Raw genomic sequence first — 23,628 nt, forward strand, 5'->3', positions numbered from 1 at the left:
CGTTCCTCCTTCTTTAGTAAACTACATCGGCGGCAGCCTCTATTTCTTTTTCCTTTTGCTCATCAAGCACATTGGCCTGCTGCTTAAGATTAATAAAAGAACTCTCCACTTTGCCGGTTTTCGTTGTTGCACTTGCTGTCGCTATCTCATTTTCTTTTGTGTACTTGCTCACGAGGATTATCCCCATAAACAAAAAGAGCTTGAGTATAGATTTCATAGTTTGTTTTGTATGTTATGGTGTACTGGCATAAACTAAGGTAAGTTGTATTAACATCAGTATATTGGGTGAACACCTTTATTTTTCCGCTATTCACCTGTAATTTGCTTGCCATCACACTACATTCACAGCTATATCTTTATATGTAGACAATACCATATCATCGGATAAATCTGTAAGTTCCACGCGAAACAATAGATAAAAAACTATACTTGCCCGGCTGCTGCATCGTTTATACTTTTACATAATAACTCAGGCTTAAATTATATACTTGTGAGAAAATTCGCTTTTTGTATACTCCTCCTGTTCTGCCTTATTTCGGCGGCACCTTTAGCGTTGGCACAGTCCAGAACAAAGGCATCTGCAGCATTTACATATTTTCCGGAAAAAGGCGAAGACCAGTATAACCAGCGGATCACAAATAAAACGATTCCTTTATCAGCTGATGAGTTTGTTATCCTGAGCCGACAGGCAATTGATAGCTACACTGTAGAGAAGTATAACACGGATCTGAAAAAAGCCTGGCAGGCAACCATACCTCTGAAAGAGACTGAAACCGTAGAGGCATTTTTTAAATCAGATGCTGCAGCCACTGTTATTACCCGACGAACAAACGAGACAACACAACAACTTTATGGCTATCACATCAATTTGCAGTCCGGGCAAATGCAGGAGGCTACGCTATTGTTAGATGCTCCATTAAAAGGACGCCGGGCAAGTATAGCCACCTCTGCAGACGGCTCTAAGTTGCTTGCCTATCGCTACCACACCGACAACGATCAACAAATTAAGGATATAAGCGGCACCTTGTACAATGGCAGTTTAAAGAAAGTAGCAGAAACAAAGTATAACCTGAGCGATGTGTTTGGCATACTTACCGCTGAAGTGAAAGTAAGCAACAGCGGAGAACAATATATCTGCCTGATTTCAGATAACATGAACCGCCTTACGGTGCGCCAATATTCCCCTGGCGTTAAATCTGCTAAAGTAATGAGCGTATTGGTGGGTGGTGTGTTTGATGGAATTAAAGTGTACATCACGGACTCTAAATTTGAACTGATGCCCAATAACACACTTTATGGTGCAGTACTTACAGCAGAGGAGGAATCCGGTAAATATTATAGTTTGAAGGCTGTAAGGTTCGATTTTGAAGCTGAAGACATGGTATTTGCAGAAGAATTCAGGTTTACACCGGCTTATGTGGAGAAGGTAACGGCACTTGACAAAAATGCTTCATCTAAACGCCTGGAAGATATTTACCTGTCGGATCTCCTGTTGACTGCAGATGGCAAACTGACGGTAATCGCAGAGAAGAAGTATACTTCAGGTGGCGAAAACGCACCATATTTCGCCGAAGAGTTGCACCTGTTTACTTACGACGAGTACATGGGTAGCGCATGGAGCTCTGTGCTACTAAAACAACAGCAAGCTCCGGCCGATGAAGCTTTCTCTGGAATCTCGTACCGGGCCAACGTAAGCAATAACACTATACACCTGTTAACCTTGGAAGACCTGAACGGCAAGTATGATTTATACTTACGCCAGATAGATACAAAAACCGGCAGAACCACAGTTCCCAAAGCAGTAGGCCTAAACGTGGCTAGCGATAAAAATGTAGCTTATGTAAAGGATTTTACTGCTTGGCTAACCGATAAGAACGTAATTACGGTGGTGCGGCCGAGCAAGAAAGCAGCCGGTTTAAGGTTAAGCCATATTCAATTAAAGTAGTTTATAAGTACAGCTGCTCCTGCCTTGCCCGCTTATAAGAGCTATAGTGCAGCTTTTTGGTGAAGGAGGCCAGCTGCAGACACATATGCGAAAACCCTACATAGTTTACGATGTCTACGTACATCATAAACTCTTTCATAGAGCCGTCTAAAACGCCTAGTTTATCTACTTTGTAGGTGTTCATAGCTGACCAAGGCATCCAACGCACTACTCTTTTATGGCGAAGCATATAACGGTTAATAGCAACCTCCAATTGATAACACTTTAGCTCCTCTTCCACAACGTGCTTTAGATCGGCTGTACGAAGTATGCGTTCGCCAGACAAGAGCACATCGCTGCGGTACCACTTTACAAACCATGGCGAATTGATGCGTCGCATGATAATCATGTCCAAATCAGAGTGTTCCTGGTAAGCATCCAGCGCTGTTTCTAATTCATCTCTCCTCAAACCCTGCAGATCGGCATCCATCATAAGCAGCGTATCGTGCTGCACATACTTTAGCCCATACTTTATGGCTGCTGTTTTTCCTATGTTACGTGGCAGGCGCAGCACTTCCACACCTGTCCATTCAGCCTCTATATAATCAGCAGTACCATCAGTAGAGCCATCGTCTACACAAATAACCTGACTAATATATCTAGTGCTAACAATTACGTTTAATACCTGGCCGATTCTATCACGCTCATTATGGCATGGTATAATACAGGTTACTTTCATAGTTTTTAGTTAGTACAATTTCGGATGCTTCTCTCAATACGTAAAACCCAATAATGTTTCTGCAATTATAAGTTACAAAATCCATTTATATAGCTGAAGGCGCCACATAAATGGATTTTACACTAAATAAAAAAGGCTTCCTCCTGAAGAGAAAGCCTTTCCAAATTATAAATGGTCAGAAATTAATAAACGTATTCGTTTGAATCTATTAGGGCGGCTGCTATGCGACGGCGAGCTTCTTTTGTGTTGTAAAGCTCTTTCTTCGTGAAGCGCTTGAGGCCCATAAACAGCAGACGCTGCTCGTCACCCTCTGCCATAGACGCGATCGCATCCTTTCCAGAGATGAAAGCGGCATCCACAGCATCATTCACCACCACGCGTACAATATCAATCTGGTTAGCCAGGGCTTCTTCGCCACGCTGTCCTACAAGCTTCTCTACGCGTAGCAGTGTTGATTCTGCCACATACGTTTTGATAGCCATGTCGGCAATGTTCATCAGGATTTCCTGCTCTTTTGCCAGCGAGTTCATGTACTTCTGAACGGCTGTGCCAGCCACCATAAGTATAGCTTTCTTCAGGTTACGGATGGCTTTGTGCTCTTTAGAGAACAGGTTCTCTTCTTCGCTGCTGAAATCAGGTATAGCCATCAACTCGTTCTGTACTGCCTGCGCGGGGCCCATTAGATCCAACTCACCGTTCATAGCCTTTTTTAGGATCATGTCCACGGTAAGCATGCGGTTGATCTCGTTAGTACCTTCAAAGATGCGGTTGATGCGGGAGTCGCGGTAAGCACGATCCATTGGGTAGTCTGCAGAGAAGCCATAGCCACCGTAGATCTGCACACCTTCGTCTACCACGAAATCCAGTACTTCAGAGCCCTCTACTTTTAGTATGGCACATTCAACGGCAAACTCACGGGCAGCACCAAGCAACGCCTCGTTCTCATCTTTACCAGCAGCCATCAGCTCCTGCTCTTTGCGGTAAATATCCATACCGGCACGGTACTGCGCCGACTCTACAGCGTAGATTCTAATTGCCTGCTCAGCCAGTTTATGACGGATGGCACCGAATTTAGAAATAGGCAGTTTAAATTGATGACGCTCATTGGCATACTTAATAGATAGATCGGCTACCTTTTTAGAGGCACCCAGCGTAGCCGCGCAAAGTTTAATACGGCCAATGTTCAGGATGTTGAAGGCGATCAGGTGGCCTTTGCCAATTTCACCCAACACGTTCTCTTTTGGCACTTCGCAATCAGAGAAGAATACCTGGCGTGTAGATGAACCTTTGATACCCATCTTATGCTCTTCGTTACCCAGACTCAGACCAGGATAATCCTTCTCCACGATAAAGCCTGTGAACTTATCACCATCTACCTGTGCGAACACAATGAACACATCGGCAAAGCCAGCGTTTGTGATCCACATTTTCTGGCCGTTCAGGATGTAGTGCGTACCCGCTTCGTTCAGTACTGCTTTTGTTTTAGCGGCAAGTGCATCCGAACCTGATCCTGGCTCAGTTAAGCAATATGCTGCAGTCCACTCACCTGTAGTTAGGTTAGGTAGATACTTCTGCTTCTGCTCTTCAGTACCGAAGTATAAAATTGGCAGCATGCCTATACCTGTGTGTGCCGCAAAAGCCACCGGGAACGAGTGGCCGCCACCTACCGACTCCGTTACCAGCAGCGACGTGTTAAAGTCCATGTTCAGGCCGCCGTACTGCTCTGGCATCGAAACAGCAAACAGACCTAGTTCACCCGCTTTTTTCATCAGGCTTTCCATCAGGCCTTCTTCGTGGTTATCTAGTCTGTCCAGCAACGGCGTTACTTCCTCGCGCACAAAGTCAAGGCAGGTTTGCGCCATCATGCGCTGCTCCTCACTAAATTCTTCTGGCGTGAAGACGTCCTGCGGATCAGTTTCCTTTATCAGGAACTCCCCTCCTTTTATAGCTGCGGTTTTATTTTGAGTTTCCATTGGAATTATGTTTTAAGATGTTGTAGATACAGTTTTAGGTTAGTTACTTCAGTAGTTCATAAATACCAGCCACACCTTGGCCACCGCCCACGCAGGCAGTTACCAAGCCATACTTTTTGCCTAAGCGGCGAAGTTCGTGGAACTGCTGGATACTTAGCTTAGCACCAGAGCAGCCCAGTGGGTGACCAAGCGCGATAGCTCCACCATTTATGTTCAGCTTATCCGGATCCATGTCCAGGTGGCGCATAACAGCAATAGATTGCGCGGCAAAGGCTTCGTTCATTTCAATCAGGTCGATATCGTTGAGTGTCATGCCGGCCATCTTCAATGCTTTTGGCACAGCAGCGATCGGTCCCATGCCCATAATGCGCGGGTCTACACCTCCTGTGGCATAGCTTACCAGACGCGCAATCGGCTCCAAGTTCAGTTCCTTTACCATCTTTTCGCTCATCACAATTACAAAGGCAGCACCATCTGATGTTTGAGAAGAGTTACCAGCCGTTACCGAGCCCCCTGCTGCAAACACTGGCTTCAGCTTTGCAAGTCTTTCCAAAGATGTATCAGCGCGTGGGCCTTCATCGGTGTCAACTACATAAGTTTTGGTCTTCTTTTTGCCATTCTCATCAAGGTAAGTCTCCTCTATTGTTATCGGCACAATTTGATCTTTGAAGTAACCTTTGTCTATGGCATTAAGCGCCTTCTGGTGCGACTTATAAGCAAACTCATCCTGGTCTTCGCGTGAAACATTGTAATCGTTGGCTACAGCCTCAGCCGTTAAGCCCATGCTCAGGTACCAGTCCGGGTTGTTTTTGGCAATTTTATAGTTCGGAACGGTTTTCCATCCAGCTGTCGGTACCAGCGACATAGACTCTGTACCACCTGCAATAATGCAGTCAGCCATACCTGCCTGAATGCGGTTAGCCGCAATGGCGATGGTTTCCAGGCCAGATCCGCAGTAGCGGTTCACCGTCATACCACTCACCGACATTGGCAAGGCCAGCAACGACACCATACGACCAATCTGAAGGCCTTGCTCCGCCTCCGGCACAGCGTTACCCACGATCAGGTCATCAACGCGCTCCGGGTCTAAGGCAGGCACAGATTGCATTAAATGTTTGATGACATCGGCAGCTAAGTCATCGGGTCTCATGAAACGGAAAACGCCACGGGGTGCCTTACCTACTGCGCTGCGAAATCCGGCTACGATATATGCATTGTTCATTTTGATGCTCTTTTAGATTATACTATAGACTTAGTTTCTCAGCGGCTTACCCGTTGTCAGGATGCTCTGGATACGCTCCAGCGTTTTGCGCTCGCCAGTCAATGATAAGAATGCCTCGCGCTCCAGGTCCAGCAGGTACTGCTCGCTTACCTCAGTTGGGGCAGATAAGTCGCCACCACACATTACATAAGCCAGTTTCTCTGAAATTTTCTTGTCGTGCTCTGAAATATAGCGGCCTGTATACATGGCATTGGCACCTGTCAGGAACATACCTAATGCGCCTTTACCCTGTACTTTCACGTTGGTGCGTTGTACCGGCTTTGTATAACCCGCTTCGGCCATAAGTATGGCCTGTGCCTTGGCGTCGGCTATCTGGCGGTTGCTGTTAATAGTGATGCTATCTGATTTACGCATGTACCCTAAGTCAATAGCTTCTTTCGCAGAAGTAGATACTTTAGCCATACCGATTGTCAAGAACACGTTCTTCAGATCGTTGTACTCAATGTCGCCATCAGCATACATATCGGCAGCGCGAAGCGTCATCTCTTTCGTACCGCCACCGCCTGGTATCAAACCAACACCAAACTCCACTAAGCCCATGTAAGTCTCAGCGGCGGCCTGCACGTGGTCGCAATGCAGGTTAAGCTCACAGCCACCGCCAAGCGTCAGGCCGTGTGGTGCACCCACAACAGGTATAGCCGAATAGCGCATGCGCATCATGGCATCCTGGAACTGCTTGATCATGAAATTGATCTCGTCATACTCCTGCTCCAGCGCATACATGTATACCAGGCCAAGGTTAGCTCCAGCAGAGAAGTTAGCTCCCTGATTACCAACCACCATGCCTCTGAAGTCTTTCTCTGCCAACTCCACACCTTTCATCAGGCCCTGAATTACATCTCCGCCCAGCGTGTTCATCTTCGAGTGGAACTCCACGTTCAGAATGCCATCGCCTAAGTCAAGTACTGTTGCGCCGCTGTTTTTCCAGATCACGTTGCTGCTGCGCAGGTTATCCAGTATGATAAAGTTCTCAGCGCCAGGTATGGCTTTGTATTCGTTGCTCTGGATGTCGTAGTAACGGCGGGTGCCATTCTGCACAATGTAGAAAGACTCTTTCTGATGCTCCAGCATTTGAACTACCCACGGCGCTGGCTCATACCCTGCCTCAATCATTCGCTGCACGCCTTCGCGGGCACCAATGGCATCCCAGTACTCGAACGGACCAAGCTCCCAGCCAAATCCGGCACGCATGGCGTCATCTATTCTGTATAGCTCATCAGAGATTTCCGGGATACGGTTGCTTACGTACTGGAACAGGCCGAATAATGACTCGTTGAAAAACTGTGCGGCTTTATCGTCCTGCTTCGAGAAAGTTTTGATGCGCTTTTTAAGGTCTTCGATTGGCTTTAGCACCTCCAGGCTCTGGAACTTAGGCCGCTGCTTTGGCCCGTACTCCATCGTGTTTAGGTCCAGCGTCAGGATCTCTGTTTTACCTTTAGCGTCTTTCGTCTTTTTGTAGAAGCCCTGACCGGTCTTATCGCCCAGCCACTTGTTTTCTACCATCTTTTGCAGGTAGTCCGGCAGCTTAAACAGCTCCCGCGACTCATCCTTTTCGCCAGTCTGGTAAAGGCCGTTAGCCACGTTAGCTAAAGTATCCAAACCAACCACATCCAATGTGCGGAAAGTAGCTGACTTCGGACGGCCGATGATTGGACCAGAGATTCTGTCTACTTCATCCACGTTTAGCCCAAGCTTGTTCATCACCTGCAGGCCTTGCATAATGGCATAGATACCTACACGGTTTGCGATAAAGGCAGGTGTGTCTTTGGCTAACACCGTGGTCTTTCCCAAGTATAAATCACCGTAATGCATCAGGAAATCAATTACACTCTGGTCTGTTTCCGGAGTAGGAATAATTTCGAGAAGCTTCAGGTAGCGCGGCGGGTTAAAGAAGTGCGTGCCGCAGAAGTGTTTTTTAAAATCGTCGGAGCGGCCATCCAGCATCATGTGGATCGGGATGCCCGATGTGTTGGATGAAATAAGTGTACCCGGCTTGCGGTGCTGCTCCACCTGGTCATACACCACTTTTTTAATTTTCAGGTTCTCCACTACCACTTCTATAGTCCAGTCGGCAGTGGCGATGTCCTTCATGTTATCTTCAAAGTTGCCGGTCTGGATCAGACTGGCATCAGACTTACGATACAGCGGCGACGGATTAGAAGCAATGGCTGACTGTAGTGAATTATTCACTATCCTGTTGCGAACTGCCTTATTTTCCAGCGTCAGGCCTTTTTTCTCTTCTTCCGGCGTCAGCTCCTTTGGAACGATGTCAAGCAGCAGCACCTGCACCCCGATATTGGCAAAGTGGCAGGCAATACGCGAGCCCATCACACCGGAGCCTAGTACGGCTACTTTTTTGATTATTCTCTTCATAGAATAGCTATAGTTGTCTATGGTTTAAAAGATATCTTTATTCTCGATCATGCCGAGTATGCGATTACACACTTCAAAAAACTTATCAAGGTCTTTTTGTGGTATCTCTTCCCGCACTTTATTATTGAAATGCTTCACAGTTTGCCGGGCCACCTCTTTCTTCTCCAGCCCTTTATCGGTAAGGAAAATGCGGACAAGGCGTTTATCTGTTGGGTCAGACACTTTGTAGATTAGCTGCTTCTCCTCCATACTTTTAAGGATGCGTGTAAGGCTGCGGGCTTCCAAACCTAACAAAGGGGCTATTTTAGTGGCAGGAGTGCCAGCTTCTTGGTCTATGTTTAACAGCACAAACCCTATAGATGTTGTGATGTCATTTTGGGCGGCCTCTGTGTTGTACATGCGCGAAATAGCATGCCAGCATACTTTAAAGTTGTAATCTACTGTTTCTTCTGGCTTCATAGGCAAACAATGGTATATACCAAATATATAAAAAAATGTTATGCTTGCATACTATTTTTAAGATTTTTAGAAAGATCGTCGTTAAGGTTTTAACGTTACGCCACAACTGTTATGTGTGCATACTACTTACGGGAATGATATAAAAAAAGCCCTCCCGAATAGGGTGGGCTTTAAACTTTTTTTGAAAAGCTTGCACAATTACCTTAAGTATTACATCTCAAACTGTTTCTTTAAAACCAGAGAGCCTTCTCATACTTAGGAAGGCTCTCTGGTTTTGTAGTTTAGAACATGCTATCAATAACATTTTTGTAGTTACCGTAAATTACCTTGCGCTTGATGCTTAGCTTCGCGGTAAGCTCTCCGGTTTCAATCGTCCACATCTGTGGCAGCAACCTGAATTTCTTAATTGTTTCGTACTGAGCAAGCGTTTCGTTCGCCTTTTCGATTTCACGCTGAAACTTATCGATTATTTCAGGCTTAGTGATCATTTCCTCGTCGGAAGTATACTTGATGCCTTTGTGCTGGCACCAGTCCTGCAGGCCGGCAAACGATGGCACTATCAGTGCCGCAGCATACTTCTGCCCTTCGCCTACTACCATGGCCTGTTCGATAACCACAGACTCTTTTAGTTTATTCTCGATTGCCTGCGGCGCCACATACTTACCACCTGATGTTTTGAACATCTCTTTTTTGCGGTCTGTAATTTTCAGGTATTTACCGTCTATCAATGTGCCGATATCGCCTGTATGGAACCAGCCGTCTTTATCGATTACCTCTGCCGTAAGGTCTGGCCGCTTATAGTAGCCTTTCATTACATGTGACCCACGGGTTAAGATCTCACCATCTTCCTCAGCGATTTTTACCTCTACTCCATCTATGGCCATACCTACTGTGCCTATCACGTTGTTTTCTGGCTCAAAGCGGTTTACAGAAATTACCGGGGATGTCTCTGTTAGGCCATAGCCTTCCATTACCCGAATATTAGCCGACCAGAAAACGCGCGCCAAGCGAGGCTGCAATGCCGCACCACCTGATACTATCACTTTCACATTACCACCTAAAGCCTCGCGCCACTTGCTAAATATAAGCTTGTTGGCCAGTTCCAGTTGTTTATTATACCACCAGCCTTGATTAGCTTGCGTGTCATACTTCAAACCTAGTTCAAGGGCCCAGAAGAACAGCTTACGCTTCGCACCAGTGAGCTCCATACCTTTGGCTACAATTTTATCATATACTTTTTCGAGCAGGCGCGGCACTGTGGTAAATACATGCGGCTGCACTTCCTTCAGGTTATCGGCTACCTTCTCTATACTTTCTGCATAGTAAATAGACACCCCGATGCGCATGTATAAGTATAGCAGCATGCGCTCAAAAATGTGGCAAAGTGGCAAAAAGCTTAATGCTCTGTGCTCCTTGCCAACCGGCACGTAAGGCATAGTGCCTTTCACGTTGCTGATAATGTTGTTATGCGTCAGCATTACACCTTTCGGACTACCGGTAGTGCCCGAAGTATAAATCAGCGTCAGGATGTCGTCTGGTTTTACAGCGGCCTTTAGCGGCTCCAGTTGTTGTACATCCTCACCTTCAGCCATGTTCAGCACTTCGCTCCAATGCTTGGCGCCTTCTATCTTGTCAAAAGTATAAATCTCCTTAACACTGTCTAAGCCTGCGGTTGCGGCACTCACTTTATTATACAGCGAGGCATCTGCCACAAACACCACCTTTACTTCTGCATCTTTAAAAATGTAGCTGTAGTCCTCAACTGTAATGGTTGGGTACATCGGTACGCTGATTGCACCGATCTGCTGGATACCAAAATCAGCAAATACCCACTCCGGGCGGTTAAAAGAAACAATAGCCACTTTATCCTCTTTCCCGATACCCAGTTTAAGCAAGCCAAGACTTACTTTATTGGCATAGTCTTGCACATCCTGAGTGCTATACTTTACCCAGTTGCCATTTTCTTTTGCAGCCAGACAGTCAGGCTGCGGATAATTAGCCAGCTGATAAGACAGCAAATCAATTGTACGGGTTATCTCCATGGTGTTTTAGGTTAGAGTCGGTTAAGAAGTTTAGTTCTAATGTAATAAATATAGCAAATATGGCTATGTACTACGCATTTTAGGTATTTTTTTTCAAATCTGCCACGCCGGCAAGTATAAATATTTGATAAAACTTATATTTTTAGGGTATAAAACCGACTTTTGATCTAAAGCAGCAGAAACGCTGCTTTTTTTATTATTTTTGGATTCTCCAGATGTCATCACATGAATCTATCTATCTTTTTTGAGCCGCTAAACGAAGATGTCTTTGTAAAGCTAAGCAAGCCAAGAACATTAGGCGCCTACATAAACCGCTTTGTAAGCAAGTTCCCTGACTGGCGCGGGGCCGATATTGCCATACTTGGCGTTCATGAAACGCGTGGCCTTACCGGAGAAGAAACTATGGCTACCAAGCCGTCGGCCTCGCCGGCCAGGGCTGTGCGTAAAAAGCTTTATAGCCTTCTAAAGGGCAACGGCCGCTGCCAAATAGTGGACTTGGGCAACCTAAGGCCCGGCATTACACTGGATGATACGTACCTGCGCCTGAAAGAGATAGTAGAAGTGCTTATTTCGCATAATACTATTCCTGTAATTATAGGCGGTACACACGACCTGGAATATGGGCAGTACCTTGGCTACGAACACTTGGACCGCGTGGTGAACATGGTAACCGTAGACAGCAGCGTGGACATGACCGAAGATGCAGAGGCTACGGCCAATAAAAAGCAACTGCGCCAGATCTTAATGCATGAACCCAATTATCTATTTAGTCTGGGACAAATAGGCTATCAGTCTTATTTAGTAGAGCCCGAAGTAATGGCAACGCTGGAGAAGCTGCATTTTGAATCTTACCGTGTTGGAGAAGTGCACCGAAGTGTACAAGAAATGGAGCCGGTAGTACGCGTGGCTGATTTGCTTACTTTTGATATATCAGCTATTCGGCACCAGGACGCTCCAGGTTATGAGCCGGCAAACCCATTTGGCCTGACAGCCGAAGAAGCCTGCCAAATCTGCTGGTATGCCGGCTTGAATGATCAGCTTACCTCGCTGGGAATTTATGAATACAACCCAGAGCTTGATAAGCGCGAACTAACCGCCATGACAGTTGCTACCATGATCTGGTACTTTATTGAAGGCTTCTACCATCGTAAAAATGAAATAGATTTTAACAGCAAGCAGTTTACGAAGTATGCCGTAGCTTTTTCTGAAGACAACCCGGACCGAATGATCTTTTACAAAAGCAAGCACAGCGAAAAATGGTGGCTGGAGGTGGAGGCACTGAGCAGCGACAAGGGCAACCGGATTGTGCCGTGCAGCTACGAAGATTATTTGCAGGCTATAAAAGGCGAGATACCTAACCGCTGGATACTTACACAAGCCAGAATCGGGTAGCAGGATGGATTTACCGGAGTATACTTTACAACAGCTGGCATCACGCAATGGCCAGGACCGCGACGAAGTGTGGATAGCCTACAAGGGTGTTATTTACGACGTCAGGAAATCTCGGCTTTGGCGCGAGGGTAACCATTATGAGCACTGGGCCGGGCAGGATTTGACAGAAGAGTTGAAAGATGCTCCGCATACTGAATATGTTTTTGATAAATTTGAGGCAATCGGGCTGGTAAAGAACTCCGTTTACCGTAAGGGAACAGCGTAGGCTTTGCCACACCATTATGATTGTTAGGGATACTTTTACTTTAAACCATGATTTTAATTGCAGATAGCGGCTCCACTAAAACCGACTGGCGTTTAGTTACAGCTACAGAAACTTTCGGGCAGGTACAAACCATCGGATTTAACCCGATGTACCAGGAATCACATGAAATTTACCAGGCCCTGCACGATTCACTGTTGCCACAACTACAGCAAAAGACCCCAAACGCCATATACTTTTACGGTGCCGGCTGCAGCTCTCCTGAGCGCAACAAACGTGTAGAAGATGCCCTTAAGATGCTCTTCCCAGCCTCTGAAGTACATGTAGACCACGACCTAATGGGAGCAGCGCGTTCTTTGTGCGGACATAAACCAGGTATTGCCTGTATACTTGGCACAGGTTCTAACTCCTGCCTCTACGACGGCAAAGACATCATAGACAATGTACCTTCGCTTGGCTTTTTGCTAGGCGACGAAGGCAGCGGGGCTTATATGGGCAAACTGCTGATCAGGGCATTCCTGTACCGTGAGTTGCCAGACGAGCTGGCTCAGTCGCTAAAGAATCGTTTTAACCTGACCAAGAACGGTATACTTGATGAGCTGTACGGAAGCGCAGTACCAAGCCGTTATATGGCGTCTTTTGCAAAGTTTATGCACGAAAAGCGCCAGAACCCTGTAATCAAAGCCATGGTTTACGAGAGCTTTTCAGAGTTCTTCGAGCACCACATTACCAAGTATGACAACTTTGCCACACTACCGGTGCACTTTGTAGGTTCCATTGCTTTCCACTTCTCCGATACCCTGAAGCAGGTGGCAAAAAAGTATGGCATAACCTTGGGCCAGATTTTAGGTACTCCAAGCGAAGGCATGATTCTTTACCACCAGGAGCTGCTCCAGGCTTTCGGCACGCCAAACAAAACAGAATAGCAGCATTACAACCCATTTTTATACTTTAGTTTAGCATATCCATGTCTACTACCGAGTCGGCTTCTAACTACGATAGCCTGGAGCAAATGAGCATCCGGGACCTATTGGTTAACATTAACCGCGAGGACAAAACAGTACCTTTAGCCACGGAAGCCGCTATTCCCCAGATCGAAAGGCTGGTAGAAGCTACTGTAGAAAGACTAAGCCTGGGTGGCAGACTGTTTTACATTGGTGCAGGTACAAGCGGGAGACTGGGTATAGTGGATGCCTCCGAATGCCCTCCTACTTATGGTGTGCCGCATGGTATGGTTATCGGAATAATTGCCGGCGGTGACTCAGCCATAAGAAAAGCTGTTGAGTTTGCAGAAGACGATGAAGCACAGGCATGGAAAGATCTGCTGCAACATGATATCACAGACAAAGACATTGTGGTGGGTATAGCCGCCTCTGGTCGCACTCCTTATGTGATTGGGGGGTTGGAGCAGTGCCGTGCACAAGGTATAGCCACCGGCTGTATTGTGTGCAACACAGGCAGTGCTGTAGCGGCCGCATCCGACTTTCCTGTTGAGGTAATTACAGGCCCTGAGTTTGTAACCGGCAGCACCCGCATGAAAGCTGGCACAGCACAGAAACTGGCACTGAACATGCTTACCACCTCAACCATGATAAAACTGGGCAGAGTGAAAGGCAACAAAATGGTGGACATGCAGCTGTCTAATGTGAAGCTGGTTGACCGCGGCACCCGCATGCTAATGGATGAACTTAAACTAAACAGGCCCGAGGCTGCTGCACTCCTGAAAAAGTTTGGCAGTGTACGCGCCGCCATGGAGGCTTATAAAAACGGGAGCAACAGCATAGGCTCATAAAAAAGCGGAAGTAGAGAATGTCTACTTCCGCTTTTTCATAGATTTATACTTCCTGTTTACTTAGTATCTGCAACAACGAAATTATCCATCATCACTTTAGCAGCCTCCTTGCTCGGCACCTGGTAATTTACCACCGACCAGGCATAGCCTAGTTTAAAGCGCCTGTCTTCTGTGTTGTACAGCACCTTCTTTTTATAGTCGTTAAATGGCTCCAGTCCCAACAGTTTTCGGTTAGCATCTATCGTTAGCAGTTCTTTTTCCGATCTTTTCTCTTCCAAGTAGCTATTCATACCATCCAGCGAGTTCTTTCCCTCACACGTACTGCAGCTAATTTTCACATACGCTTTAGAGCCATACTTGCTTCGGCCAACTTGCTGCTCTATCAGGTAAGCCGCTGCCTGTGGACTTAGCCGCCCCTGTTTTACTGCCTCAGCCAAAACTTTAGAAAAGTCGTGGCCATTGCGGGCCTTCGTCTGTCTTTGAATGATAATGCTAAAGCGAGGCAGTTGTTCCAGTGTATCGGCTACACCGATTAAAGACTCTCCCGGATATCCATACTGTTCTACCCACTGCAGAAACTGCTTTGTATTGGCTACTTCTATTTTGCGCAACGTATCGCCGTACACGCGCAGGCCACCTTCTGCCTGCCTGAAATATTGATCACGGGCATGTAACTCTTCAAGGTCGGCGCGCAGATCTAGGTTAACCTGCTTCTCGTACTGTTGCCTGTACTTAGGATATTTACGCTTAAATTTTCGCCACTGCTTTGTAGTTTGCAGCGAATCAAAAACAGGTTGCTTTGCCAGGTAATCTATACTTATACCCTTTGCGGCCAGCTTCTCCAGACAATCAAGCGACTCATTTTTCTCCTTTAAAAGCATTGCACAGACAGCCGCATTGTAATAGTCGCGGGCAAAAGGCGTGGGCACTGCTTTAAAAGCCTGCTGATAATGAGAAAGTGCTGCGGCATAATCCTTCTCAAGTATACTTATCTCTGCTTTATTGATAAGTGGGTGGTACGCTTTAGTATAATCGATATCGCCAGCCCTGGCGCTAGTTGCCAACAGCACAAAAAGCAATAGGACAAAAGAACGGGCAGCAGTTAAAAATTTGTTTCTCATGGTAAAATAAAGGGTTTAGAGAAGCATCTTGCTTAATTAAGGCATAGGTATAACGTCACTTATACGTCTTTGCTTATATTTTAAGGCAGTTTAAGTAAGATAAGTTTCATACTACAAATTTAGAGTTAAAGCTTCAACTTTGCCTGAGCCTTTATAGTACATTAACCAAATACCGGCCGCCCTTAGGTTACAAAGACATTATGCACGATATAGAACCATTTTACAACTGGATAGAAAAGTACGTGGCTTCTGAGGATCCTCGCTCTCCCTTGTTTGGCGCAGAAAACAGCCTTACTTACTATACCAACACTATCTACGGATATTATATCCATCCGCAATGGGACGACATTGAGTCTGAAACACTCTTCCTGAAAATACTATATGCAGACTACGACCTGGGCTTTACTGTTATAGAGTTCATTGGTGAATGGAACGATGCCCTGAACAATGACATCATGAGCTTGAAGCGCAATATTGTTGATCCTTTGGTATCTGAAGGTATAAAGTACTTTATACTTATCGGTGAAAATGTATTTAACTTTCACGGGTCCGATGACTCATATTACGAAGAGTGGTTTGAGGATATAGAAGAAGGATGGATAGCAGCTCTTGGCTTCCGAGACTTTGTATTAAGCGAAATGCGCAACTATAACCTTGACTCCTACATCAACTCTGGAGGCAACTTAGAAGATATTTACTGGCGCACTTTTACACCGAAACGCTTGTTTGCTTTGGTTAACAGCTTAATTCAAAAAAGGCTTGGGCAATAGCAAAATCTAAAACTGGCAGAGTGATTATAATTTGTAGCCGCCCTGCCAGCTTCACTGGTTTATTTGTTATCTATTTCTCAGTCAATCTCCTCTTCTGTTTACTCTGCGGTCTCCCCCCTCTTCTGCTCCTTCTGTTATTGATAGACTTGCAGCCATCAGAGTTTTCATGTTGTAATTTCATACTCTGGATCTTACTCTATTATTCTTGTAGTATCTAATTCTTCGGCCACTTCCTCGTTGTATTCTTGTACTTCCTCACCTAACTCTTCCCGTTCTTCTGCTATATCCTCTACATCTCCTTCTGCTCTCTCGTCGGCTAAGTCTTCAGCCTCTTCTACCACGTCTTCTCGCTCTTCGGATGGGGAGTCACAAGAGGTAGTAAAAGTAAATGCTGCGAGGGCAAAAAACATTAAAAACAACTTTTTCATGGTTTTATAGATTTAAGTTTCAAGATATATTGTCTTTATCCAAGGTAGTCTTATACAGCCTTCTGTATTAACGCACTTTAGCATAGATATGTTAAAGTGGACCGCAAGAGCATAAGCAATTTAGCCATCAGCTTATAAAAAGCAACAGCGGGCTAAACCAATGTCTAACCCGCTGCTGATTCAGAAAAATAATAGTACTACTCGATCACAGTAGTATCTTCTTCTATTTCTTCCATATCATCGGTCATATCTTCAGCCTCATCTTCCATTTCTTCTACGGCTTCTTCTCTTTCTTCTGCTCTTTCTTCGGCTGGTGAGTCGCAGGAGGCAAACGCGAACAGTGAGCAAAGAGCGAAAACATACATTCCCTTTTTCATACTTATATGTGTTTTAGTTATTGGTTTCAGGTGAGGCACATTAATCTCTGCCACCTATTTCCCTTTTTTAGGAAACACTACAAGTACGCTACCTATACAATATAGTTGTATGAAGATATAAAAGTAAAGGCCACCCTGTTTGGGTGGCCTTTACTGCCTGGCCATGCGCCAGGAGGGTTTGTTGATTACAGAGCAGCCTCAGTAGTGTCAACAGGAACTACAGTAGTGTCTTCCTCCATAACTGGAGCCTCTTCTACTACAGTCTCTTCAGTAGTTTCTACTTCAGCAGCAGTCTCTTCTGCGTTGTTGCAAGATGCGAAAGCGAAAAGACCAGCAACAAATAGTAAACCGAATACTTTTTTCATGATGTTTTGTTGTTTTATGAAATGAAGAGACAAATATACTACTATATTTCAATCCCCTAATATATTCTCTACTTTTTCCTGAAGATTAACTTTATCGGAACCCCCTCAAAACCAAAGTGCTCACGCATTCTGTTCTCCAGGTAGCGCATGTATGGCTCCTTAATATACTGCGGCAAATTACAAAAGAACGCAAACGTTGGATTGTGCGTCGGCAGCTGCGTTACATACTTAATCTTTACAAACTTACCTTTGATTGCCGGTGGCGGATAACGCTCAATATCTGGCAACAGCAGGTCGTTTAGTTTAGAGGTAGGTATCTTCTGCGTTTTATTGTCATATACTTCCATCGCTTTCTCCACAGCCTTGTGTATACGCTGCTTGGTAAGCACCGAAGTAAAGACAACAGGCACATACTTTATAGGTGCAATACGGCTTAAGATTTCTTCTTCAAACTCTTTAGTAGTATTAGTTTCCTTTTCTACCAGGTCCCACTTATTCACAAGTATAACGATGCCTTTGCGGTTCTTCTCGGCCAGTGTAATGATGTTTACGTCCTGCGCCTCGATACCACGGGTGGCATCCAGCATTACAATACAAACATCGGCATCTTCCAGGGCGCGAATGGCGCGCATCACTGAATAGAACTCAATGTCTTCGCTTACTTTGCTTTTGCGGCGAAGACCAGCTGTATCCACAATAATAAACTCTTTGCCAAAGGCATTGTAGCGGGAATGGATCGCATCGCGTGTTGTGCCGGCAATATCGGTTACAATGTTTCTTTCCTCACCTAAAAGCAGGTTTACAAAAGAAGACTTACCAGCATTCGGACGGCCTAATACAGCAATTTTTGGAATACCGGCATCCGGGTCTTCAATTCCTTCGTCTTTAAAGTGCTTCACTACCTCGTCTAGCAACTCACCTGTTCCAGAGCCGCTCTGAGATGAGATCGGGTAGATTTCTTCGCCTACACCCATGGCATAGAACTCACCCATCTGGTGCATGCGGGCATTGTTATCGGCTTTGTTGGCTACAACATAAACCGGCTTTTTGGTACGGCGAAGCACGTTAGCAAACTCTTCGTCAAGGCCGGTTAAGCCAGCGTCTACGTCCACCATAAAAAGGATAACGTCGGCCTCGTTCATGGCCAACTCTACCTGGCGGTTAATTTCAGATTCAAAAATATCGTCGGAGCCATGTACATAGCCACCGGTGTCGATTACTGTAAAAAACTTTCCGCACCACTCGCCGTGGCCATAGCTTCTGTCGCGGGTTACGCCGCTCACGTTGTCCATGATGGCTTTGCGCTGGCCAATTAAGCGGTTAAATAGCGTGGACTTACCCACGTTTGGGCGACCTACGATCGCAATGATGTTTGATGACATCGTTCTAAAATAAAATAGTTAAAGTGCCCTCGGAGCACCTTGCCCCGAAGCTTTATGGTGCGCTACTCGCTGTAGCCAAAACGGCGAAGCAGCTTCTGGTCGGTTCGCCAGTTCTCGTTCACGCGCACGTATAAATCAAGAAATACTTTTTTCTGGAAGAAATCCTCCATGTCCACCCGGGCCTGTGTGCCTACTTTTTTAAGCGCCTCACCTTTATTGCCAATCACAATACCTTTCTGGCTTCTGCGCTCCACACTAATTTCAGCACGGATGCGGATAAGATTTTCTTCTTCTTTAAACTCCTCTACCACAACTTCGCAGCTGTAAGGAATTTCTTTTTTATAGTTCAGCAGGATCTTCTCCCGGATGATCTCCGACACAAAGAAACGCTCCGGCTTATCAGTCAGTTCATCTTTGGGATAAAAGGCTGGATGCACCGGCAGATAATGGAGCAGGCGCTGAAACAGATGGTCCAGGCCAAAGTTATGCAAAGCAGATATCGGCAAAATCTCAGTCGGTTTCATTACTTCCTGCCAGTAAGCTACTTTTTCGTTTACCTCCTCCTCAGTGGCCTGGTCAATTTTATTGATAAGCAGCAGAATAGGCACCTCGGCATGTTGCAGGCGTTTGATCACGTCATCCTCGTCGTGCTTCTCGTAAATGTCCGTCACGAAAAGTATAACATCGGCGTCTTCCAGCGAGGTGCGCACAAAGCCCATCATCGATTCGTGCAGGGCGTACTGCGGCTTTATGATGCCAGGTGTATCAGAATACACGATCTGGAAATCATCGCCGTTCAGGATACCCATTATGCGGTGCCGCGTAGTCTGCGCTTTTGAGGTGATAATAGAGAGCTTCTCCCCTACCAGCGCGTTCATCAGCGTAGATTTGCCTACATTTGGCTTGCCCACTATACTTACAAATCCGGCTTTATGCGGTGTTTCGGCCATACTCTTAAATTTAAGGATGCAAAATTACTTCTTTTTTACGAGACTAAGGCGGGATGTATGATTTAATGTGAATTAAGGGAAAGAGTTTGGTGTTGAGGCACTTGTGTTTCTGCCTTTCTTTATAGCTGCTGCTATTCCTCAGTCTTACTTGCTGTATCGTTTCATCTTTTGCTTTGGTGCGTTCAAGGTCGCGACCTGTCCGAGGAACAGCTAGGGATATAAAACCTGTACAGCAGCTACAGTTATAGCACCAAGTTTACCTCATAAAGGGAGCGCAGGGCTATGATTACTCTTGCGAAACTCTCTTTGCGAGTGTAATTTTCTAAACATTTTGCCATACTTTCTGCTTTACCACACGCTCTCTATCAAGACATAGAAACTATCAATTAATAACAAACGAGTTATACTTCGTATCTTTGTAAAGCAAAAGCACTTTAAAGTATAAATGAGCAAGAAAAAAGCTGGTAAGATTGGCGTATTGTTGGTGAATCTCGGCACACCAGATAGCCCCAACACGCCTGACGTAAGAAAATACCTACGCGAGTTCCTCCTGGACCCTCGCGTGATCGATATAAATCCTGTTGGCCGTTATGCACTGGTAAATGGCATAATCGCTCCATTCCGGGCTCCAAAGTCAGCTATTGTATACAAACAACTCTGGACCGAGCGCGGCTCTCCGCTGCTGTACCATGGCCTTGACCTGAAGGTAAAGCTTCAAACTGCTTTGGGTGATGACTATCATGTTGCCTTTGGCATGCGTTACCAAAGCCCAAGTATAAAAAGTGCACTGGAAGAACTACGCGACAAGAGTGTGGACCGTATTATTGTACTCCCGCTTTTCCCGCAATATGCCGCCGCCTCTACTGGCTCGGTTCAGGATAAGGTAATGGAAATTGTGCGTGAATGGTGGGTTATACCTAGCATCAACTTTATCTCCTCTTTCTGCGACGATCCTGGTTTTATCAACGCCTTTGCGGAACTGGGCAAGCAGCACATGGAGCAGGACAATTATGACCATGTAATCTTCAGTTACCACGGCTTACCAGAACGCCAGGTGCTGAAAGGCAGCGACAAGGGTTACTGCCAATTAGGAGCCTGCTGCAATACCTATAATAAGCGTAATAAGTACTGCTACCGGGCCGCCTGCTTCGCCACCTCCAGGTTGTTGGCCGAGAAGCTGGGCCTGCGCGAAGACCAGTATACGGTTACCTTCCAGTCGAGGCTTCTGAAAGACCCATGGCTACAGCCTTATACAGACGAAGTATTGAAGACGCTTCCTGCCAAAGGAATTAAAAAAGTACTGGCCTATAGCCCTGCCTTTGTTGCCGACTGCCTGGAAACCACTATTGAGGTAGGAGAAGAATTTAAAGAGATGTTTGAGCACGCCGGTGGAGAGAAATGGCAGCTGGTGGAAAGCCTCAACTCAAACGATACATGGGTAGAAGCCCTTAGAGAAATGATTCTTAAGCACTAGGTGTGTTCCAAGTATAAAAAAAGCCGCTGATACTAATTACCAGCGGCTTTTTTTTATACTTATACTCTAAGCTTAATCCCAGTCCCAATCCCAGTCATCGTCATCGCCGTTCTCACTTTCAGAACCGACAGTAATAGGCGCCTTAATATAAAAGCCTAATGCCCTTTGCTTTTCACCGCCACCGTACCTTACCCTGTAGTTTAAACCGGCAAAATAGTTTATCCAGTAGTCTGTCTGTACACCCAGCACTGGCGAATTTTCTTTCCTGAACTCCAGATAAGGCCCAGCGGAGATACCTGCAATACCTATTCCGGTCTGCGCCTGAGAGTAAAGCACCGTACTACCTTTTCGCCTGTCAAAACCGATATTGGCACTAATGGGAAACTGGTCTTGATACCACCATAAGGCGGCCTCGACACCCCAGCTAACTTTCGGTTTTTTATCGCCGAAGTTAAAATGCAGGGCTGGCCCAACAGAGAAAACATCCTGAGCACGCGCTTCTGTTAACAGCAACACGAAGAGCAGCGATAGCATAAGCAGCTTTGTGCCTCTGCTGAAACGAGTAAATTTTAGCGCCATGTTATATAAAAAATTAGATTAGATTCTCTTGAAGTCGATCCAATAGTCAGAAGTGGCATCGGCATAGCTTCTGATCTTCTGCAGCAGCACTTCGGGAACACTTTCTACAATCAGGTTTTCGCGTTGGTCATACTTCACAAAACCCTCTGCTACAGTATGGTCCACCATATCCAGGAACTTATCCCAAAAGCCGTTTACATTATAAAAGGCTACAGGCTTTCTAATAATGCCTAATTGGTTCCAGGTGATAATCTCACAGATCTCGTCGAATGTGCCGAAGCCACCAGGCATCGCAATAAAAGCATCTGATCTGGCAGCCATCATAGCTTTACGCTCATGCATCGTTTGTACTACATGTAGTTCGGTTAAGCCTTTGTGCGCTACTTCCCGGTCTACTAAACTCTGAGGTATGACCCCCACAGCCCTGCCCTTCTCTGCCAATACTGCATCGGCTATAGTACCCATCAGCCCTACATTGCCGGCGCCATATACCAGCAAAATATTCTGCTGCGCCATTAGCCGCCCTAATTCTGCTGCTGCCTCCTGGTAAACCGGGTTTGTTCCGTGGTTAGCTCCACAGAAAATACCTATACTTCTCATATGTATACTTAAAACAAAAGTCAAACATACAAATAAAGGCTTCAACATTGCTGCTGAAGCCTTTAAATATTTTTGAAGCTTTTATACTTAGCTTACGCCAGTTCTTTTTTATACATTTTAGCCAATGTTTCGGCCGCAAAATCTATCTCTGCCTCGGTGTTATACTTGCTGAACGAGAAGCGTACAGAACCGCGGTCAGGATCTGCATTAAGGGCACGTAATACATGGGAACCGGCATTGGCCCCACTGCTGCAAGCACTACCGCCAGACGCTGAAATCTTATGTATATCCAGGTTAAATAGCAGCATTTCATTGATATCAGAAGCAGGCAGGCTTACGTTCAGTACAGTATATAAGCTCTTGTCACTAAATTCAGACATGCCGTTAAAGCTTACATCCTCCATTTGCTCACGCAGCTTATAGATCATCCTGTCTTTCAGCCCTTGAATATGCTTGGCATGCTCATCCATGTCGCGGTATGCGATTTCGAGTGCCTTTGCCAGACCGATGATGCCATACACATTTTCGGTGCCGCCACGCATGTTGCGCTCCTGGGATCCACCTTGGATAAGCGGCTGTATTTTGATGTTGGCATCACAGTACAAAAAGCCCACACCTTTTGGCCCATGAAACTTATGAGCCGACCCTACTATAAAGTTTGCGCCTAACGCCTGCACATCGTGCTTGTAGTGCGCCATTGTCTGCACCGTGTCCGAATGGAAAACAGCATCATACTCCCTGCAGATCTCACCAATCGCTTCAATATCGTTCAAGGTACCTACTTCGTTGTTCGCGTGCATGATAGAAACCATCGTGCGAGGCTGGTTTGCCAGCAGTTCCTCCAGGTGCTCCAGATCCAGGTTACCGCGTTCGTCGTGGCGTAGGTAAGTTATTTGCACCCCCTCTTCTTTCGCCAGTAGCTCCATAGTATGCAAAACTGCATGGTGTTCCAGTTTAGAAGTTATCGCGTGTTTTATACCATAAGCGCGGCAAGTGCAGCGAATGGCGGCATTATCAGCCTCAGTACCACCAGAGGTAAAAAATATTTCGGCTGGTGACGTGTTAAGTAACGTTGCTACCGTTCTGCGGGCTTTTTCTATGGCTGAGCGCACTTCACGTCCATGCGAATGTATAGACGACGGGTTGCCAAAGTGCTCGAGCATAAAAGGCGCCATGGCATCAAAAACCTCCTTATCCAGAGGGGTAGTAGCAGCATTATCTAAATAAACACGCATGATATTTTGGGATGAATTCACTATAAACGAACCACTAAAGTATAAAAAAAAGTTGCGCCAAGAGAGAAAAAGACTTTGTTTCTCCTCTGGCGCAACTGTTAAGTGCTGG

At 45.9% G+C, this 23,628-nt stretch carries 23 protein-coding genes; 7 read left to right on the top strand and 16 right to left on the bottom strand.

The window, feature by feature from the left end:
• Nucleotides 1-13: 13 nt before the first annotated feature.
• Nucleotides 14-217: a hypothetical protein gene (locus tag H8S84_RS17915; protein WP_187068758.1), complete on the bottom strand. Its 204-nt coding sequence runs from the start codon at nt 215-217 to the stop codon at nt 14-16.
• A 273-nt stretch (nt 218-490) separates the two neighbouring features.
• Between H8S84_RS17915 and H8S84_RS17920 the strand changes: the two genes are divergently transcribed.
• Nucleotides 491-1,945 carry a hypothetical protein gene (locus H8S84_RS17920; RefSeq protein ID WP_187068759.1) on the top strand — a complete coding sequence of 485 codons (1,455 nt, stop codon included), beginning with the start codon at nt 491-493 and terminating at the stop codon, nt 1,943-1,945.
• A 1-nt stretch (nt 1,946) separates the two neighbouring features.
• Here H8S84_RS17920 and H8S84_RS17925 read toward each other — a convergent pair whose 3' ends face one another.
• The 6 genes from H8S84_RS17925 to H8S84_RS17950 form a co-directional block, all read right to left on the bottom strand.
• Entirely contained in the window at nt 1,947-2,663 is a 717-nt protein-coding gene (locus H8S84_RS17925) for a glycosyltransferase family 2 protein (RefSeq protein ID WP_187068760.1), read from the bottom strand.
• Between the two features lie 182 nt (nt 2,664-2,845).
• Nucleotides 2,846-4,636, bottom strand: coding sequence for an acyl-CoA dehydrogenase family protein (locus H8S84_RS17930; protein ID WP_187068761.1), 1,791 nt, complete (start codon nt 4,634-4,636; stop codon nt 2,846-2,848).
• 43 nt (nt 4,637-4,679) lie between these two features.
• A complete protein-coding gene (locus H8S84_RS17935; protein ID WP_187068762.1) occupies nt 4,680-5,858 on the bottom strand; it encodes a thiolase family protein in 1,179 nt (392 codons plus the stop codon).
• A 30-nt stretch (nt 5,859-5,888) separates the two neighbouring features.
• The gene (locus H8S84_RS17940) at nt 5,889-8,291 is read right to left on the bottom strand and encodes a 3-hydroxyacyl-CoA dehydrogenase/enoyl-CoA hydratase family protein (protein WP_187068763.1); all 2,403 of its coding nucleotides are present in this window, start codon (nt 8,289-8,291) and stop codon (nt 5,889-5,891) included.
• Between the two features lie 24 nt (nt 8,292-8,315).
• The gene (locus H8S84_RS17945) at nt 8,316-8,750 is read right to left on the bottom strand and encodes a MarR family winged helix-turn-helix transcriptional regulator (RefSeq protein ID WP_187068764.1); all 435 of its coding nucleotides are present in this window, start codon (nt 8,748-8,750) and stop codon (nt 8,316-8,318) included.
• A 281-nt stretch (nt 8,751-9,031) separates the two neighbouring features.
• A complete protein-coding gene (locus tag H8S84_RS17950) occupies nt 9,032-10,792 on the bottom strand; it encodes an AMP-dependent synthetase/ligase (protein ID WP_187068765.1) in 1,761 nt (586 codons plus the stop codon).
• A 225-nt stretch (nt 10,793-11,017) separates the two neighbouring features.
• On the opposite strand from H8S84_RS17950, the gene H8S84_RS17955 reads away from it, so the two are divergent.
• From H8S84_RS17955 to murQ, 4 genes are read left to right on the top strand one after another with little or no spacing between them, the layout of a single operon-like run.
• Complete coding sequence (locus H8S84_RS17955; RefSeq protein ID WP_187068766.1) at nt 11,018-12,184, top strand: formimidoylglutamase; 1,167 nt, start codon at nt 11,018-11,020, stop codon at nt 12,182-12,184.
• A gap of 4 nt (nt 12,185-12,188) precedes the next feature.
• Nucleotides 12,189-12,449: a cytochrome b5 domain-containing protein gene (locus H8S84_RS17960; protein WP_187068767.1), complete on the top strand. Its 261-nt coding sequence runs from the start codon at nt 12,189-12,191 to the stop codon at nt 12,447-12,449.
• Between the two features lie 47 nt (nt 12,450-12,496).
• The gene (locus tag H8S84_RS17965) at nt 12,497-13,372 is read left to right on the top strand and encodes a hypothetical protein (protein ID WP_187068768.1); all 876 of its coding nucleotides are present in this window, start codon (nt 12,497-12,499) and stop codon (nt 13,370-13,372) included.
• Nucleotides 13,373-13,413: 41 nt separating this feature from the next.
• Nucleotides 13,414-14,238 (top strand): N-acetylmuramic acid 6-phosphate etherase, encoded by an 825-nt coding sequence (gene murQ / locus H8S84_RS17970; protein WP_187068769.1) that lies wholly within the window; start codon nt 13,414-13,416, stop codon nt 14,236-14,238.
• Between the two features lie 56 nt (nt 14,239-14,294).
• Here the strand turns inward: murQ and H8S84_RS17975 are convergent, their stop codons facing one another.
• Nucleotides 14,295-15,359 carry a hypothetical protein gene (locus H8S84_RS17975; protein ID WP_187068770.1) on the bottom strand — a complete coding sequence of 355 codons (1,065 nt, stop codon included), beginning with the start codon at nt 15,357-15,359 and terminating at the stop codon, nt 14,295-14,297.
• Between the two features lie 200 nt (nt 15,360-15,559).
• On the opposite strand from H8S84_RS17975, the gene H8S84_RS17980 reads away from it, so the two are divergent.
• The gene (locus H8S84_RS17980; RefSeq protein WP_187068771.1) at nt 15,560-16,129 is read left to right on the top strand and encodes a hypothetical protein; all 570 of its coding nucleotides are present in this window, start codon (nt 15,560-15,562) and stop codon (nt 16,127-16,129) included.
• A gap of 191 nt (nt 16,130-16,320) precedes the next feature.
• Here the strand turns inward: H8S84_RS17980 and H8S84_RS17985 are convergent, their stop codons facing one another.
• The 5 genes from H8S84_RS17985 to era all read right to left on the bottom strand — a co-directional run bounded on the left by H8S84_RS17985 (nt 16,321) and on the right by era (nt 19,631).
• Entirely contained in the window at nt 16,321-16,557 is a 237-nt protein-coding gene (locus H8S84_RS17985; protein ID WP_187068772.1) for a hypothetical protein, read from the bottom strand.
• A gap of 197 nt (nt 16,558-16,754) precedes the next feature.
• Nucleotides 16,755-16,934: a hypothetical protein gene (locus tag H8S84_RS17990; RefSeq protein WP_187068773.1), complete on the bottom strand. Its 180-nt coding sequence runs from the start codon at nt 16,932-16,934 to the stop codon at nt 16,755-16,757.
• A 185-nt stretch (nt 16,935-17,119) separates the two neighbouring features.
• Nucleotides 17,120-17,299 carry a hypothetical protein gene (locus H8S84_RS17995; RefSeq protein WP_187068774.1) on the bottom strand — a complete coding sequence of 60 codons (180 nt, stop codon included), beginning with the start codon at nt 17,297-17,299 and terminating at the stop codon, nt 17,120-17,122.
• 68 nt (nt 17,300-17,367) lie between these two features.
• Nucleotides 17,368-18,681: a ribosome biogenesis GTPase Der gene (gene der, locus H8S84_RS18000; RefSeq protein WP_187068775.1), complete on the bottom strand. Its 1,314-nt coding sequence runs from the start codon at nt 18,679-18,681 to the stop codon at nt 17,368-17,370.
• Between the two features lie 62 nt (nt 18,682-18,743).
• Complete coding sequence (gene era / locus H8S84_RS18005; RefSeq protein ID WP_187068776.1) at nt 18,744-19,631, bottom strand: GTPase Era; 888 nt, start codon at nt 19,629-19,631, stop codon at nt 18,744-18,746.
• A gap of 445 nt (nt 19,632-20,076) precedes the next feature.
• Between era and hemH the strand changes: the two genes are divergently transcribed.
• Nucleotides 20,077-21,105, top strand: a complete 1,029-nt coding sequence (hemH, locus tag H8S84_RS18010; protein ID WP_187068777.1) for a ferrochelatase — start codon at nt 20,077-20,079, stop codon at nt 21,103-21,105.
• Nucleotides 21,106-21,177: 72 nt separating this feature from the next.
• On the opposite strand, the gene H8S84_RS18015 is transcribed toward hemH, so the two are convergent.
• The 3 genes from H8S84_RS18015 to H8S84_RS18025 form a co-directional block, all read right to left on the bottom strand.
• Nucleotides 21,178-21,684, bottom strand: a complete 507-nt coding sequence (locus H8S84_RS18015; RefSeq protein WP_187068778.1) for a hypothetical protein — start codon at nt 21,682-21,684, stop codon at nt 21,178-21,180.
• 18 nt (nt 21,685-21,702) lie between these two features.
• Nucleotides 21,703-22,284, bottom strand: a complete 582-nt coding sequence (locus H8S84_RS18020; protein WP_187068779.1) for an LOG family protein — start codon at nt 22,282-22,284, stop codon at nt 21,703-21,705.
• 92 nt (nt 22,285-22,376) lie between these two features.
• A complete protein-coding gene (locus tag H8S84_RS18025; RefSeq protein ID WP_187068780.1) occupies nt 22,377-23,519 on the bottom strand; it encodes a cysteine desulfurase family protein in 1,143 nt (380 codons plus the stop codon).
• Nucleotides 23,520-23,628 lie beyond the last annotated feature (109 nt).

It is taken from the genome of Pontibacter cellulosilyticus (genome assembly GCF_014306105.1).
GTDB classification, from domain to species: Bacteria; Bacteroidota; Bacteroidia; order Cytophagales; family Hymenobacteraceae; genus Pontibacter; species Pontibacter cellulosilyticus.